16 protein-coding genes and 1 pseudogene are annotated in these 14152 nt (G+C 61.7%); 11 read left to right on the top strand and 6 right to left on the bottom strand.

The annotated features are described in order from the left end of the window. The first annotated feature begins 14 nt into the window (after positions 1-14). From ShzoTeo12_RS20885 to ShzoTeo12_RS20845, 9 genes and pseudogenes are all read left to right on the top strand, one after another. Positions 15-695, top strand: coding sequence for an amino acid ABC transporter permease (locus ShzoTeo12_RS20885; RefSeq protein ID WP_318913995.1), 681 nt, complete (start codon positions 15-17; stop codon positions 693-695). A gap of 9 nt (positions 696-704) precedes the next feature. After that, positions 705-1349: an amino acid ABC transporter permease gene (locus ShzoTeo12_RS20880; protein ID WP_119254820.1), complete on the top strand. Its 645-nt coding sequence runs from the start codon at positions 705-707 to the stop codon at positions 1347-1349. Between the two features lie 74 nt (positions 1350-1423). Beyond that, positions 1424-2143 (top strand): amino acid ABC transporter ATP-binding protein, encoded by a 720-nt coding sequence (locus ShzoTeo12_RS20875; protein WP_318913993.1) that lies wholly within the window; start codon positions 1424-1426, stop codon positions 2141-2143. A gap of 26 nt (positions 2144-2169) precedes the next feature. Next, positions 2170-2979: a transporter substrate-binding domain-containing protein gene (locus tag ShzoTeo12_RS20870; protein ID WP_318913991.1), complete on the top strand. Its 810-nt coding sequence runs from the start codon at positions 2170-2172 to the stop codon at positions 2977-2979. A gap of 66 nt (positions 2980-3045) precedes the next feature. Continuing rightward, entirely contained in the window at positions 3046-3975 is a 930-nt protein-coding gene (locus ShzoTeo12_RS20865; protein ID WP_318913990.1) for a dihydrodipicolinate synthase family protein, read from the top strand. Between the two features lie 3 nt (positions 3976-3978). After that, positions 3979-4785 (top strand): shikimate dehydrogenase, encoded by an 807-nt coding sequence (locus tag ShzoTeo12_RS20860; protein ID WP_318913988.1) that lies wholly within the window; start codon positions 3979-3981, stop codon positions 4783-4785. Between the two features lie 1322 nt (positions 4786-6107). After that, positions 6108-6547 (top strand): annotated as a pseudogene (locus tag ShzoTeo12_RS20855) (TIM barrel protein); the annotation flags it as partial. A gap of 25 nt (positions 6548-6572) precedes the next feature. Continuing rightward, a complete protein-coding gene (locus tag ShzoTeo12_RS20850) occupies positions 6573-7595 on the top strand; it encodes a Gfo/Idh/MocA family oxidoreductase (RefSeq protein WP_318913986.1) in 1023 nt (340 codons plus the stop codon). A 13-nt stretch (positions 7596-7608) separates the two neighbouring features. Continuing rightward, positions 7609-7920, top strand: coding sequence for a MurR/RpiR family transcriptional regulator (locus ShzoTeo12_RS20845; RefSeq protein WP_318913985.1), 312 nt, complete (start codon positions 7609-7611; stop codon positions 7918-7920). 100 nt (positions 7921-8020) lie between these two features. Here ShzoTeo12_RS20845 and ShzoTeo12_RS20840 read toward each other — a convergent pair whose 3' ends face one another. The 6 genes from ShzoTeo12_RS20840 to ShzoTeo12_RS20815 form a co-directional block, all read right to left on the bottom strand. After that, a complete protein-coding gene (locus ShzoTeo12_RS20840; RefSeq protein ID WP_318913984.1) occupies positions 8021-8746 on the bottom strand; it encodes an MBL fold metallo-hydrolase in 726 nt (241 codons plus the stop codon). An 8-nt stretch (positions 8747-8754) separates the two neighbouring features. Next, positions 8755-9495 carry an amino acid ABC transporter ATP-binding protein gene (locus ShzoTeo12_RS20835; protein WP_318913983.1) on the bottom strand — a complete coding sequence of 247 codons (741 nt, stop codon included), beginning with the start codon at positions 9493-9495 and terminating at the stop codon, positions 8755-8757. A gap of 24 nt (positions 9496-9519) precedes the next feature. Then, positions 9520-10197: an amino acid ABC transporter permease gene (locus ShzoTeo12_RS20830; RefSeq protein WP_318913982.1), complete on the bottom strand. Its 678-nt coding sequence runs from the start codon at positions 10195-10197 to the stop codon at positions 9520-9522. A gap of 16 nt (positions 10198-10213) precedes the next feature. Beyond that, positions 10214-11026, bottom strand: coding sequence for a transporter substrate-binding domain-containing protein (locus ShzoTeo12_RS20825; protein ID WP_318913981.1), 813 nt, complete (start codon positions 11024-11026; stop codon positions 10214-10216). Positions 11027-11173: 147 nt separating this feature from the next. Further along, complete coding sequence (locus ShzoTeo12_RS20820; protein WP_318913979.1) at positions 11174-11476, bottom strand: GYD domain-containing protein; 303 nt, start codon at positions 11474-11476, stop codon at positions 11174-11176. Further along, positions 11473-12147: an isochorismatase family cysteine hydrolase gene (locus tag ShzoTeo12_RS20815; RefSeq protein WP_318913978.1), complete on the bottom strand. Its 675-nt coding sequence runs from the start codon at positions 12145-12147 to the stop codon at positions 11473-11475. Before ShzoTeo12_RS20815 ends, ShzoTeo12_RS20820 begins: the two co-directional genes overlap by 4 nt. A gap of 108 nt (positions 12148-12255) precedes the next feature. Here ShzoTeo12_RS20815 and ShzoTeo12_RS20810 point away from each other — a divergent pair, with 108 nt between their 5' ends. Both ShzoTeo12_RS20810 and ShzoTeo12_RS20805 read left to right on the top strand, forming a co-directional pair. Beyond that, positions 12256-13164, top strand: a complete 909-nt coding sequence (locus tag ShzoTeo12_RS20810) for a LysR substrate-binding domain-containing protein (RefSeq protein ID WP_245424713.1) — start codon at positions 12256-12258, stop codon at positions 13162-13164. A gap of 32 nt (positions 13165-13196) precedes the next feature. Next, positions 13197-14132, top strand: coding sequence for a LysR substrate-binding domain-containing protein (locus ShzoTeo12_RS20805; protein ID WP_318913976.1), 936 nt, complete (start codon positions 13197-13199; stop codon positions 14130-14132). Positions 14133-14152: the final 20 nt, after the last annotated feature.

Here is a 14152-nt window from a genome sequence, read left to right as displayed (position 1 = left end):
AATCGCGTGCCGCCATGTATGAATTCGATTTCTCGTTCCTGAACGATTACCTGCCGGACCTCATCAATGGCGTCTGGCTGACCATCGGCATGACGGTCGCCTCGATCCTACCGGGCTTCCTTCTCGGCACCCTCGTCGCCGTCGCGCGCCTTCGCGGCGGGCCGTGGGCGCAGCGCATCGCCACGGTCTATGTCGAGGCCATCCGCAACACGCCGCTGATCATTCAGGTGTTCTGGCTATTCTTCGGCCTTGCCTCGCTGCAGGTCCATGTCGGCCCCTTCGCCGCAGCGGTGATCGCACTCGTCATCAATGTCGGGGCCTATACCGCCGAGATCATGCGCGCTGGCTTCCAGACCATTCCGCGCGGTCAGCTCGAGGCGGCATCCTGTCTTTCGCTGAGCCCGTTCCAGTCCCTCGTCTATGTCGAGGTGCCGCAGGCGGTGGAGCGGGTCTATCCCGCCCTCGTCAGCCAGTTCGTGCTGATGATGCTGGCCACTTCCATCATGTCGCAGATTTCCGCTGAGGAACTGACGGGCGTCGCCTACATGATTCAGTCCTTCACCTTCCGCGGGTTTGAGGTTTACCTCGTCATCGCCGTCTTCTATCTCGGCCTCGCCTCGCTGCTGCGCGTGGTCCTGATGGGCATCGCGGAAGTTTCCTTCCCCCGCCGCCGCCGGCTACGCACGCCCCTCTGAGGTAGAACCATGCTGGGACTCACCATCCAACAGATCGCCTATATCTTCCAAGGCGCCGGCTGGACCATCGTCCTGTCGCTGCTCGGCTTCGTCGGCGGCACGATCCTCGGCCTGCCGCTGGCGCTCGCCCGCTCGGCCAAAGCCAGGTGGCTGCGCATCGTCTCCTCGGGCCTCGTCCAATTCATCCAGGGCGTGCCACTGCCGGTTATCATGTTCGTCGTCTATTTCGGCATCAGTATCGGTGGCTTCGAGGTGCCCGCGCTGGCGGCCGCCGGCCTTGCCATGACGCTCTATTCCGGCGCTTATCTCGGCGAGATCTGGAAGGGCTGCATCCAGGCCGTGCCGAAGACCCAGTGGGAGGCGGCCGAATGTCTGGCGCTGACCAAGCCGCAGCGCTTCATCTATGTCATCCTGCCACAGGCCTTGCGCATCGCTATCCCGCCGACGGTCGGCTTCCTGGTGCAGATCGTCAAGAACACGTCCTACGCGGTCGTCATCAACTTCTTCGACCTCACCTATTCGGCCAAGGTCATCAACAACTCGACCTTCAAGCCCTTCACCGTCTTCACCATCGCCGCGCTGATCTACTTCGCCATCTGCTTCCCGATGTCGGTCATCGCGCGCCGCTTCGAACGAAAGCTTCACCGCAATTGAACCGCCGGGCCCAGACTCCATCATCGGCTCAATCACACGAAGGACAATCCATTATGTCAGGCGTAACCCAACCGATGGTTCGTTTCCATAACCTGCGCAAGAGCTATGGCCAGATCGAGGTGCTGAAGGGCATCGATCTCGAAGTGGCGCCCGGCCAGGTCGTCGCGCTGATCGGACGCTCCGGCTCCGGCAAGAGCACGGCGCTGCGCTGCGTCAACGGACTAGAACGCTTCCAGGCCGGCGAGCTGCAGGTTTGCGGCCATGACCTCGCCGCGGCGAAGGTCGACCTGCGCACGCTGCGCCAGGACGTCGGCATCGTCTTCCAGAGCTACAACCTCTTCCCGCATCTGACGGTCGAGCAGAACGTCACGCTCGCCCCACGCAAGGTCAAGGGCATCGCCCCGGCCGAGGCGCGGGAGCTTGCCAAGGAGGTGCTGGCGCAGGTCGGCTTGTCCGACAAGATCTCGTCCTACCCCGAGGAGCTTTCCGGCGGCCAGCAACAACGCGTGGCCATCGCCCGCTCGCTCGCCATGCATCCGCGCCTGATGCTCTTCGATGAGGTCACCTCGGCACTCGACCCCGAACTGACCGGCGAGGTGCTGAAAGCCATCGAGCGCCTCGCCTCGAACGGCATGACGATGATGCTGGTGACACACGAGATGGCCTTCGCGCGCTCGGTCGCCGACCAGGTGGTCTTCATGCATCAGGGCCGTGTCTGGGAAGCCGGACCCGGTGACATGCTGCTCGATCCGCAAACGGCCGAACTTCGGCAGTTTGTCGGCAACGGGCTTTGAACCATTCAACCCAAGGAGGAGAAACCATGTTGAAACTCAAACTGGCCGCAACGGCCGCAAGCCTCGTGATCGGCCTTGCCTTCGGCGTCACCGCCGCCGGCGCGGCCGATGTGCCCGCCGCCATCAAGGAACGCGGCAAAGTGATCGTCGCCATTGACGTCAGCCACCCGCCCTACGGCATGCTGGATTCAGAGGCGAAGGAAACCGGCTCGGACGTCGAGACAGCCAAGCTGCTCGCCGAAGACATGGGCGTCCCGCTGGAGATCGTCCCGGTTTCCGGTGCCAACCGGGTACCCTCGCTGATCAGCCGCAAGGTAGACATGGTGATCGCCTCGTTCTCGATCACCGCTGAGCGCAAGAAAGTCATTGATTATTCCAAGCCCTACGGCGTCATTCCGGTCGTCGTCTCGGCCTCCAAGGACACAGCCATCAAGGCGCCGGCCGATCTGGCCGGCAAGTCGCTCGCCGTGGCGCGCGGCACTACCGCTGACATCGAGCTGACCCGCATCATCAAGGACAATGGCGTCGATGCCAATATCGTGCGCTACGAGGACGAGGCGACCACGAACACCGCGGTCGCGACCGGCCAGCAGAACATCCTCGCCGCCGCGCTTTCGACGGCGAACGAGGTGGCCGAGCAGAACCCGGCACTCAACCTGGAAGTCAAGCTCGACATGGCCGCCTATCCGATGGCCGTCGGCCTGCGCAAGGGCGACGACGAGTTGAAGGCCTGGGTCGACGAATGGGTTGCCAAAAACCTCGAAAACGGCAAGCTGAACGCGATCTACGAGAAGTATTTCCACCAGTCGCTGCCGAAGACCATTCCGGAAGAATAAGCCGTTTGCCGGCGCGGAAAAACCCGCGCCGGTCCTCCCATGACCGTTTTCAGTACAGGATAGACCATGACCGCCGACGCTATGCCCTATCGCGGATTGTTCCCCGTTGCACCGACGCCTTTCCATGACAATGGCGATATCGACCTGGAGGGTCAGCGCCGCGTGCTCGATTGCATGATCGACCAGGGCGTGGACGGCATCTGCCTGCTTGCCAACTATTCCGAACAATTCCTCTTGACCGACGAGGAGCGCCGCATCCTCACCGAGGACAGTCTTGCCCATGTCGCCGGTCGCGTGCCGGTCATGGTGACGTGCAGCCACTTTTCCACGCGCATCGCCGCCGAGCGTGGCGCCCATGCGCGAAAGCACGGCGCGAGCCTCCTGATGATGATGCCGCCCTATCATGGCGCGGGCGCGCTGCGCGTCGACGAGGAGGCGATCTTCGATCATTTCGCCCGCGTGCAGGACGCCGCCGGCATTCCGATCATGGTGCAGGATGCACCGCTCAGCGGCGTACACCTGTCCGTGCCCTTCCTTGTGCGGCTGGCGCGCGAACTGCCACTGGTGCGCTATTTCAAGATCGAGGTGCCAGGCACCGCTGCCAAGCTGCGCGCACTGATCGCCGCCGGCGGCGCGGTGATCGAGGGGCCGTTCGACGGTGAGGAGGCGATCACGCTGATGGCCGACCTCGATGCTGGTGCGACGGGCGTTATGTCGAGCGCGCTGCTGCCCGATCTCATCCGACCGGTGATTGAGCATCACGTTGCCGGTCGGCGCGATCTCGCCGCCGCCGCGTACCAGCGCATCCTGCCGCTTATCAACTACGAGAACCGCCAGTGCGGTCTTCGTGCCGCCAAGATCGTCATGGCAGAGGGCGGCGTGATCGGCTCGGATGCCGTGCGCCATCCACTGGAGCCGGTCCATCCGGCTATGCGCGAAGGGCTGCTGGAGCTGGCGCGCGAAGTGAACCCGCTCGCGCTCACCTGGGGCAAGTAAGAGATGCCGGGCCGCGACCTCACCGCCATCACCGGCAAGACCCGCGTCCTCGGCATCCTTGCCGATCCGATCGGCCATGTGAAGGCGCCGCCCGGCATCAATGCCATCGCTATCCGGCGCGAGCGGGATGCGGTCATGGTGCCGTTCCAGGTCGCGCCGGAGCACCTCGCGGCCTTCGCCACCTCGCTACGCACGCTGAAGAGCTTCGACGGCGGCATCGTTACGGTGCCGCACAAAGGCGCGATGGCGGATATCTGCGACGAGATCACCCCGCGCGCCCGGATGATGGGCGCGGTCAACGTCATCCGTCGCGAGGATGACGGCCGGCTCGTCGGCGACATGCTGGACGGGGCGGGCTTCGTCGCTGGGCTTGCGTCCGAGGGTATCTCCGTTAAAGGCAGGCGGGTCTATCTCGTCGGCGCCGGCGGGGCGGCGAGCGCCATCGCCTTCGCCATGATCGAGGCGGGCGTTTCCCACCTGACGCTGGCGAACCGCACGTCGGCCAAGGCGCAGGATCTCTGCGACCGAATTCGCGGCCATGCGCCCGACGTCTCCGTCAGCGTCGGCACGGCCGACCCGGCGGGCCATGACATCGTGATTAACGGCACTTCCCTCGGCATGAAGCCCGGTGATCCGCTGCCGCTTGACGGAGCGGGCCTTGCGCCCGGAATGGTCGTCGCCGAGGTCGTCATGGAGCCGGAGATCACCCCCCTGCTGGCCGCCGCCCGCGACGCGGGCTGCCGCATCCATCTCGGCAAGCCGATGCTGGAACAGCAGCTCGAACTGATGGCGAGCTTCTTCAAGCTTTGACGTCCATGTACCGATCCGGTGGTGCGATTCCGATGCGTCAATCGGGTCCACGATCCAATCCTTTGGCTATTGCCACCCGCATGAGAGCCACCCGCCCCGCATCTTCTCGAGGTGGCGTTCTATGTCTTGCGTAGATCATTGCCGTCGCGCGGAAGGTGTCGGTGGCACGAAGCGCGCTTAATAAGAGAGATTTCAAGATGCGTCGCGACATTCTTCTCTGCTGCCGCCAGCGCCACAGCACGATCACCATGTAGCTAGTTTTTCAGCTGCAAACTAAGGCGGCGCGAGGCGGTCATCGACAGACGGAGGAGCTCGCCGAAAGATAGCCCCTCCTCCGTGGCAGACGGCACCTCTCCCTCCCGGTCGCTTTCACACCAAAAACCGTAATCGGTGCAAATCGGCCTAAGTGATCGCCGGGAAGAACAGGTCGGGGCGCGACATGCGCCACAAGACTTTCCTTTCGTTTGGGCGGCAAACCAGCGCCGCAGCCGCTCCGTCGACCGTGCCGCCTCCCCGCCGGCAACCTCATGCAACGCCCCGAAGGCCAGCCCTTCTCCCGGTAAGGCCCGATCGATATCGGGAACCGCGAAGGGCAGCGAGAAGGTGGGGCGCACGACCGCACCTTCAAGCGGACCATGCGCTCGCGAAGCTCGGCAAGCACGGGATCGATGGCATGGCTCGCCACGGCAGAATTGTTACTTCTTCAGGGTTTTCAGCCGCCGTTTAAGCCGATAAGTTCTTTATTTGTTCCGATTGACGAAGCGAGTCAATCGGGCCTCCGACCGAGAAGTCTCACCACAGCTAAAGCGTTGAAACGAAGACAATAGCTGGATCAAGGGAACGTCCGCCGCTAGGAGAGAAATTTACTTAGGCGCTGGGGACACATGGCGGCGGCATATCTGGAAAACTCAACGATCGTCAGAGGGAGGCGGTCGAGCACGGCGTCGAGCTGGCCGACGGTGCGGTCGGCGGGCCGCTGCTGATCATCGCGCCGTTGTCGCTGGTTCGCTCGCTGAGGCACTGAGGGCGAGGGCTATGCCCGAGGATTCCTTGGCTTGGCTGAAGGCAAACTTCTTTTGAACCGAACTTGAGCTGGGCCATTGCCTCCGGCCGCCGGAAGAAGGGCTACGTTCCTCACAGATGAAATCGATGCTCATGAGGTCTTACCTTCGTGATGGCAGACCGATCAGCACTAGGAATTCTCAATCCGAATAGACCAAAGCCAGCAGCCAGGCCGAAAGGACGGGCTGAAGCCGCTTGGTCCATTGCGACGATGCGATCCTGGTTCTGTTCATCGGCGCGCGGCGGACGCATTTCGTCACGGCGCCATGTGGCTCAAGGCCCGCGACACCTTTGCCGCATCGTCGATCTGGCGGAAGCGGAAGACGTCACTTTCACGCTTGAGAACCTCAACCTACCGGTCGACCATCCTGGTGTTCCCTTCGGCCGCGCCGAGGACACGCTTGCCCTCGTCTCCAGCATTGATCATCCGCGCCTGCGGCTCAACCTCGATCTCTACCACGCACAGATCGGTGAGGGGAATCTCATCGAACTCTGCCGCAAATGCCTGCCGTGGATCGGAGAAATCCAGGTGGCCGATGTTCCCGGACGCTGCGAACCGGGAACCGGCGAGGTCAATTGGCCCGGTGTCGCCAAAGCGCTCCACGCCATGGGCTACTCCGGCCCCATCGGCCTTGAAGCCTGGGCGGCGGGTGATTCCGATATCGCTCTCGATGCTTTCCGCACCGCCTTCACCCTTTGAATTCTTCCCAATCAAGGACAATCCCATGCCCAAGACCAGCCCCGTTTCCGTCGGCCTGATCGGCGCCGGTCGCATCGGTTCCTTCCACGGCGAAACTGTTGCGCGTCGCCTTGTCGACGCCGACCTCGTCGCCATCGCAGACCCTGCGCCGGACGCAGCCGCGAAACTCGCTAAAAACCTCGAAGTGGACGCCGCCTACACCGATATTGCCGACCTTCTCGCCCATCCCGGCCTGGAAGCCGTGATCATCGCGACGCCCGCGCGCTTCCACACCAACGTGCTCGTACAGGCAGCCGAAGCCGGCAAGGCGATCTTCTGCGAGAAACCCATGGCTCTTACCCTCGATGAAGCCGACAGGGCCACTGCCGCGGCGAAGGCAGCCGGCGTACCGCTTCAAGTCGGCTTCAATCGCCGCTGGGACCAGGCTTTTGCCGAGGGCCGTACTGCTATCGACGCGGGCAAGATCGGCACGCCACAATTGATCCGCTCGCTGACGCGCGACCCCGGCCCCTTCGGCGCCGATCCGGAGAAGATCCCACTCTGGACGATCTTCTACGAGACCCTGATCCATGACTTCGACACATTGCTCTGGCTGAACCCCGGCGCGCGGCCGGTCGAGGTTTACGCCGCGGCCGATGCTCTGGTTCGCCCGGATTCCCGCGACAAAGGCTTTCTCGACACCGCGGTCGTCACCATTCGCTTCGACAATGGATCGGTCGCCGTCGCAGAAGCCAATTTCTCCGCCCTCTATGGCTATGACATTCGTGGCGAGGTTTTCGGTTCCGCCGGCATGGTGACGATGGGTGACGTCCGCCGCTCCAGCATGACGCTCTTCGACGCCAATGGTGTTTCGAACGACACGTGGCGCCGCGACACCGACCATTTCATTCACGGCTACACGGCCCAGCTCGCCTCTTTCGTCCGATCCGTCCGTGGCGAAGGCGTCGCACACGCGCCCACCGGCGCCGACGCCCGCAATGCCCTGGCAATTGCCTTGGCCTGCATCGATTCGGTCAAAACAAAGTCCGCCGTTTCAATGCTTTCGTAAAAAGGATGCGGCCATGGAACAGCCAAAGGACATGGCCGCGCTAAAGCTGCAGATCACCAATTGCGCCATTCGCCTTCCCGCACAATGCGAGCGCATCGCTCGCATTGTTTTCCAGCGGCCCGAGATCGTCGCATTCGGCACGGCGAGATCCATCGCACAGACCTTTACGGTGTCGCCGTCGACAATCATGCGATTGATACGCGCACTTGGTTTTGCTCGTTTTCGTGACTTTCGAGCGCTGTTTCAGGACCATTTGCGAAGTGCCTCGGCAGCAGGCCAGCGCATGGAAGCATCAACTCTCGATAGGGTAAGAGCGGCCCCTTGAAAGGAGATGAACCGGCGACTACCCATATTTGGCGAACGTTACGTCCGTGCCTAGAAATGGAGCATCGCTCCGGATTGATCGCCTGGGTCGTTTGCCTTCTTCACCCTTCCTTCGAAGCCAGATAGCTCATTGCGATTTCCCACAGCCGGTCTCTGCCAAACATCAGTCCATGACCGCCGTGAACGACATCGACGTCGAGGACTGATAGGCGATTCATGGTAATTTTGTAGGCTTCGATATCGCATCCCGGCAAATCATCGACGAGGCCACCCTCATATATGGCGTCCCCGCTGAAGAACTCCCCCGTCCTCTGGTCGAGCAGACCGATGGAACCGGGAGAATGGCCGGGAAGATGCAGGACCGTGTAGCTGGCATCGCCGATGTCGATGATGTCGTTCTCTGCCAGGGCCTTGGTGAGCGGAGCCGGCGAAATTTTGTAGGCTTCCGGCGTAATGCCGGTGGGTGCTGCTGTGGTCAGGGCTTCCGGCTGCTTGCGAAAATAGTCGGCGAGCGTGTCCGCATCCGGCATGCGTGCGAAGGCCTCGGCTTCGGCGGCGTGGCCCAGCCGCGTCTCAAATTCGTGAAACGAGCCGACATGATCGACATGCACGTGGGTCGCTACAGCCAGCACGGGTTTCCCGGAAGGGATACGGAGCGCGCTCCGGAGATCGGCTATGCCCATGCCGAAATCAATGACGAGGTCGGCATCCCTGCCGACGACGTGGAACATATTGGCCCGGAAAAAACTATGAACATGCGGCTCCCAGACGCGGGTGAGCCGGTCCGAGATCGCGTGCGTTGAAAACCAGTTCGTATTGCTCAACATGGCCTGGCTCAATGCAGCAGCTTGCCGAGGAAGCGCCTTGTGCGCTCATGTGCCGGCGCGGAAAACAGGATGTCGGGCTTGTTGCGCTCGATGATCTGGCCGCCATCCATGAAGACGACTTCACTGGCGACCTCGCGCGCGAAGTTCATCTCGTGGGTGACGCAGATCATCGTCATGCCATCGGCGGCAAGAGAGATCATCGTGTCCAGCACTTCCTTGACCATTTCGGGATCGAGCGCCGAAGTCGGCTCGTCGAACAGCATGATGCTGGGGTTCATGCAAAGGGCGCGCGCGATGGCGACGCGCTGCTGCTGTCCGCCGGAAAGCTGGCCGGGATACTTGTCGGCCTTTTCCGGAATGTGCACGCGTTCAAGGTACTTCATGGCGATCTCGGTCGCCTGCTTTTTCGGCAGCTTGCGCACCCAGCGCTGGGCGACCGTGCAGTTTTCCAGAACCGTCAGGTGCGGGAACAGGTTGAAGTGCTGGAAGACCATGCCGACGTCGCTTCGCACGCGATCGATGCGCTTGAGCTGACTGGTCAGCTCGACCCCGTTGACAGTAATCGAGCCTTCCTGATGCACCTCCAGCCGGTTCATGCAACGGATCAGCGTCGATTTTCCCGAGCCCGACGGACCGCAGATGACAATGCGTTCGCCCTTGTTCACAGTCAGATCAATGTCCTTGAGGACCTGGAAGGCGCCATACCATTTGTTGACGCCGGCAACCTGAATTGCGGTTTGCGTGTTCATATCCAACCCGTGGGTTTGCAGCGATCAGCGATAGCCGCGCGACAGCACATATTCGATGCGGTTCTGGGCGAGCGTCAGCACCGAGACGATGACGAGATAGTAGACAAGGGCCGCGCCGTACCACTCCAGGAAGCGGAAGCTGGTGGCGATCGCAAACTGCGAGACAGTCATCAGTTCCTTGAGCGAGATCACGGTTGCAAGCGACGTGGTCTTCAACAGCGAGATGAACTCGTTCATCAGCGAGGGGACCGCGATGCGAAGCGCCTGCGGCATGGTGATGACGAGGAAGATCTGCCAGCGGTGCATGCCCAGCGCCGCCGCACCCTCTCGCTGCCCATGTCCGACGGCGGCAAAGGCACTTCGCAGGATCTCCGCCAGATAGGCGATCTGGATCAGGGACAGCGCCAGGAAGGCCGCAAAGAACGGCGTGAACCAGCCGGCCCGAAAGATTTCGGAGATCTGCGGCAGGCCGTTCCACACGAACAGCAGCACGAGCAATGCCGGTGCGCCGCGGAACAGCCAGACATAGAGCGTCGCCAGCCAACGGGCGGAGCGGCGCGGCGAGCCTGCCATGGAGCCAAGCCCCATGCCGAGCACGAGGGACACGGCCATGACACAGAGGGAGAGGCCAATCGTCAGGAGCGCCCCCTTGAAAAGGGGGGCGCTGAAGATCGCCTGCAGGAAGAGGTCGAGCTGAAACAACGGAAACCGCCTATCGTCAGTTCACGTCGTGCGAAACGTCGGTCGAGGTTTCCGGCAGGTTCCACTTCTTGAGAAACGCCTTCATCTCGCCGCTCGCCTGCAGGGCCTCGATCGCCTCTTTCAGCATCTGCCGGTCGCCATCGCTTTTGCGCAGGTAGATGCCGTAGTTCTCGCTTTCCTCATAGGTGTAGGGAATGGCCAGCCGGCCCGGTACCTGCAGCATGCGATAGGCAGCGGTCGTGTCTTGCGTGATCGTCGCGGTCGCGCGGCCGACCAGGATCTGCTCGATGACGCCTGATGCGGACGGGTAGGTCTGTGCCTGGATCGGGTCCTTGCCGGCTGCTTCCAGTTCGGCATTAAGATCGGCGACCGTCTTTTCGTAGGTCGTACCGGCTTCGATCGCCATGATCTTGCCGCTGACATCGGCCGGGACTTTCGTCTCCGCGTCGCTCGCCGCGGTGACCAGCACGACGTGAGAGCCGAAATACGGGATGCCGTCGTATTTTTCGAGGCGAGCCGGCGTGATCATGATGCCGCTTGCGACGAGGTCGCAGCGCTTGGAATCGAGCGACGGAAGCAGCCCCTTGAAGTCGCCGACGACATACTCGGCCTTCGCACCCCACCGTTTGGCGATGGCATCCATGACATCGATCTCGAAGCCGACAAGGTCCTTGTCGCCCGGATTTTCATAATATTCCATCGGCGGAAACTCGCCGCTGGTGCAAATCTTCAAGACGCCACCCGATACGAAATCGGGTTTCTGATCGGCGGAGAGAGCGGTACCGGCGCTGGACATGGCGGCAAATATGGTGCCTGCCAGAAGCGACATTTTCATTCCCAGTGTTGCTTTCATCATGGTCGTGTTCCCTTGTTTTTGATGTCTTGCATCGGTGTTTTGTGAAGTCGTATACGAGTGCCTTTCGCAAACAAGCTAAATGTTTTCCTCAAAAAAGCGCAGGAAAACTAAAATGTTTGATCAGCCTACGGCGTTGATAATCTGGCCGTATGTCTCGGTGTCGAATGCGGGGAGGATGAGTGGCTCGACATGACCGTCCCGGCGCGCCGTAAGCACGTATTGCATCATCGCTTCATTGCTCGGCATTTCGAAAACCTGCATGAAATCATAGTTCCCAAGCAGGGCGTAAAAGGCGATCGACCGCCCGCCGAGCGCAGCGACGCGCTCCTCACTGACCTTCCGGCGCCTCGCGCTATCGGTCAGTTCGTCAAGCCCCTTCTGCGTCAGGCGCATCAGCGAAACGTATTTCTGGATCTCACTCATGCCTTCGAATTCCTGAGCTTCGTCAGGCCTTCGAGCACCGCTGCGGTATCGGTCAACGCGCCGAAAATGCCGTTCTCGACGGTGACCATGTGCAGGGCAGCCTCATGGGCATATTGATCGCCGCTGGCGCAGGCGTCCGAGATCGTCAGGCACTGGAAATTCCGGTCGCAGGCTTCGCGCAGCGTCGTGTGAACGCAGACGTCGGTGGTGCAGCCGGAAAACAACAGATGTGTAATGCCCTGTGCGCGCAAGACATGCTCGAAATCGGTATAGGTGAAGGCACTGTTGCAGGTCTTGTCGACGATGATGTCTTCCGGTCGCACATCGAGTTCGGGAACGATCTGGAAACCGGGGCTCGACCGCAGCAACGCCGTCGTACCCTCAAGACCCGACCGCTGCCGGCGCCATTTTTCGTAAGGGGTCATGTCCGCGAGGTCTTCGCGATAACCCTGTCGCGTGTGGATGATCAGGATGCCCGCCTCGCGGCAGGCAGCGATGAGCTGGTTTACCGCGGGAAGGATCGCGCGCAGCGGTGCGGGATCATATCCCTGCTTTGCGAAATAGCCCGTGGTGGAAAGGAAATCCTCCTGCAGGTCGATGACGACAAGCGCCGTTTTGCGGACATCGAGATTGCCGTCATAGGGATAGTCGAATGGTTTTGCCGAGATCATGACCACGCTCCTCTTTGTCGATGGGATAGCACCCCTAATAGTTTGAAAAAATCAATTTAAAATCACCGATACCGTTCTATAATGCTAAACGAACAGTCGGATATCCAGATGAGCCGCCTCCCGCCCTACCTGCAATATCTGCCCGCTTTCGAAGCGACTGCACGCCTCGGCGGCGTGCGCCAGGCGGCGGAGGAACTGAACCTCAGCCCGAGCGCCATTTCGTTGCAGCTCAAGAAGCTGAGCGATGCGACGGGCATCATTCTGTTCCGAAAGTCGGGCCGGAATGTTGCCCTCACCCAGGCGGGCAGGGATTTTTCGCAAACCGTCGCCATATCCCTGGGGCAGCTTGATACGGCGACACGGGCATCGCGAAAAATAACCGCCGGCGACCAGCCCGCAGCGCTATCGGTTTCCGTACCGACCGCGCTCGGGATTGCCTGGCTGACGGCAACCGTCGTCGATTTCGCGCAGTCGCATGGTATTTCCAACCTCACCATCAACGAGGCGATCACCGCTGCGGAGGTGGATTGGGCAGAGAACGATCTGGCTGTTGTCTACGACAATCCACCGTTCACCGGAAAATACTGGCGCTTGCTCAGCGAAGTCCGGCTCTGTGCCGTGTGCTCGCCGACCCTGTTTCCGCGGCTCGACCTGCGCAATCGCGACAGAAAGCTGAGCTCCGTCGCTCTGCTGCATGAAGACGACGGTGGGGAATGGGCAAAATGGTCCGTCGCCGCACGGATCGCCCTTGAGGGCAATACCCGTGTCCGGGTGAACTCGGTGGCGCAGGCGATCGCTTCCGCCGTTCAGGGCCGCGGCGTGGCGCTGGTCTCGGATGTCCTGACGCGAAGCTATCTGAGCGAAGGGCGGCTTATCCAGCCGTTTTCCACCACGATCAATGCGGCGCGGGAATATTACATCGTCTGCCCGGTCGATCGTGCAAACGACCCCGTGCTGCGCGCCCTGGCCGACCGCGTGGTCGAGCAACTACGGCCGGGCCGCGACCAGAATGCCTGATCCGTTGAACATCAAATTGAGGGAAGAGACCGATGGCGCTGCCACCCCTTCATGCACTTCGCGTTTTCGAAAGCGTCGCGCGGCTTGGCAATGTCAGCGCGGCGGCGGCCGAGCTGCATGTGACGCCGGGCGCCATCAGCCAGCAGATCCGCGCGCTCCAGGTGACGCTCGGCGTCGATCTCTTTCAAAAACGCGGCCGGCAACTGGCTTTGACGCCGAGCGGGAGCCAACTCCAGCGCTCCGTGGCCAGCGCCATGGAGGCCATCCACACCGGCGTGCGTCAGCTGTCGGCGCATAAATATGGCGGAGCGCCAAAGCGGGCCCTGACCATCTCCATCCCGCAGGTACACGGCGTTGCCTGGCTTGCCACCAGGCTTTTCACCTTCATGGCTGAAAGCCCGAATTTCCAGCTGAAGGTTTTGACCTCCAGCCATTTCCACGGCGTCGACTGGCGCAGGACCGATGTCGCGATCATCTACGGCATGCCGCCATGGCCGGGCTTCTGGTGGCGCCTGCTGCACGGCATCCACATGACGCCGGTTTGCAGCCCGCAACTCCTGCGCGGGCCGAACGCCATTCGCCAGCCCTCGGACCTCGCCTTTCATCGGTTACTGCATGAGGACGACGGCTCGCAGTGGCGACGCTGGCAAGCCGAAGCAGGCATTCCCTATGCCGGCGAGTCCGACGTGCATTTCGACGATTTCGGCATTGTACTCCAGGCAGCTAGAGATGGCTTTGGCGTAGCGCTTAGCGATGAAGTGGTGTCGGCACGCGATCTCGACGAAGGCCGGCTCGTGCAGCCGCTCCGCCTGATCGTGCCAGCTCTTCACAACTACTATTGCATCTGCCCCGACGCGAAGCGCGAAACCGCCGAGGTCAGTTCCTTCATCGACTGGCTCATCGAGGAAGCGGCCTCGCCGTTGGGGCCGCGGGACGAAACAAAAAATACAGCTAACCAAAGCTCTTGAAAGGGCACGAGCCACCGCCC

The sequence above is a fragment of the Shinella zoogloeoides genome (assembly GCF_033705735.1).
Classification (GTDB): domain Bacteria; phylum Pseudomonadota; class Alphaproteobacteria; order Rhizobiales; family Rhizobiaceae; genus Shinella; species Shinella zoogloeoides_A.
Note: the sequence above shows the minus strand (reverse complement) of the source record. Positions and strands in the feature narration are given on the sequence as shown.

Bases quoted from the DNA above. Each gene is read 5' to 3' on its own strand.
- ShzoTeo12_RS20885 (WP_318913995.1), top strand. From the start codon at position 15: ATGTATGAATTCGATTTCTCGTTCCTGAACGATTACCTGCCGGACCTC.
- ShzoTeo12_RS20880 (WP_119254820.1), top strand. From the start codon at position 705: ATGCTGGGACTCACCATCCAACAGATCGCCTATATCTTCCAAGGCGCC.
- ShzoTeo12_RS20875 (WP_318913993.1), top strand. From the start codon at position 1,424: ATGGTTCGTTTCCATAACCTGCGCAAGAGCTATGGCCAGATCGAGGTG.
- ShzoTeo12_RS20870 (WP_318913991.1), top strand. From the start codon at position 2,170: ATGTTGAAACTCAAACTGGCCGCAACGGCCGCAAGCCTCGTGATCGGC.
- ShzoTeo12_RS20865 (WP_318913990.1), top strand. From the start codon at position 3,046: ATGACCGCCGACGCTATGCCCTATCGCGGATTGTTCCCCGTTGCACCG.
- ShzoTeo12_RS20860 (WP_318913988.1), top strand. From the start codon at position 3,979: ATGCCGGGCCGCGACCTCACCGCCATCACCGGCAAGACCCGCGTCCTC.
- ShzoTeo12_RS20850 (WP_318913986.1), top strand. From the start codon at position 6,573: ATGCCCAAGACCAGCCCCGTTTCCGTCGGCCTGATCGGCGCCGGTCGC.
- ShzoTeo12_RS20845 (WP_318913985.1), top strand. From the start codon at position 7,609: ATGGAACAGCCAAAGGACATGGCCGCGCTAAAGCTGCAGATCACCAAT.
- ShzoTeo12_RS20840 (WP_318913984.1), bottom strand. From the start codon at position 8,746: ATGTTGAGCAATACGAACTGGTTTTCAACGCACGCGATCTCGGACCGG.
- ShzoTeo12_RS20835 (WP_318913983.1), bottom strand. From the start codon at position 9,495: ATGAACACGCAAACCGCAATTCAGGTTGCCGGCGTCAACAAATGGTAT.
- ShzoTeo12_RS20825 (WP_318913981.1), bottom strand. From the start codon at position 11,026: ATGTCGCTTCTGGCAGGCACCATATTTGCCGCCATGTCCAGCGCCGGT.
- ShzoTeo12_RS20820 (WP_318913979.1), bottom strand. From the start codon at position 11,476: ATGAGTGAGATCCAGAAATACGTTTCGCTGATGCGCCTGACGCAGAAG.
- ShzoTeo12_RS20815 (WP_318913978.1), bottom strand. From the start codon at position 12,147: ATGATCTCGGCAAAACCATTCGACTATCCCTATGACGGCAATCTCGAT.
- ShzoTeo12_RS20810 (WP_245424713.1), top strand. From the start codon at position 12,256: ATGAGCCGCCTCCCGCCCTACCTGCAATATCTGCCCGCTTTCGAAGCG.
- ShzoTeo12_RS20805 (WP_318913976.1), top strand. From the start codon at position 13,197: ATGGCGCTGCCACCCCTTCATGCACTTCGCGTTTTCGAAAGCGTCGCG.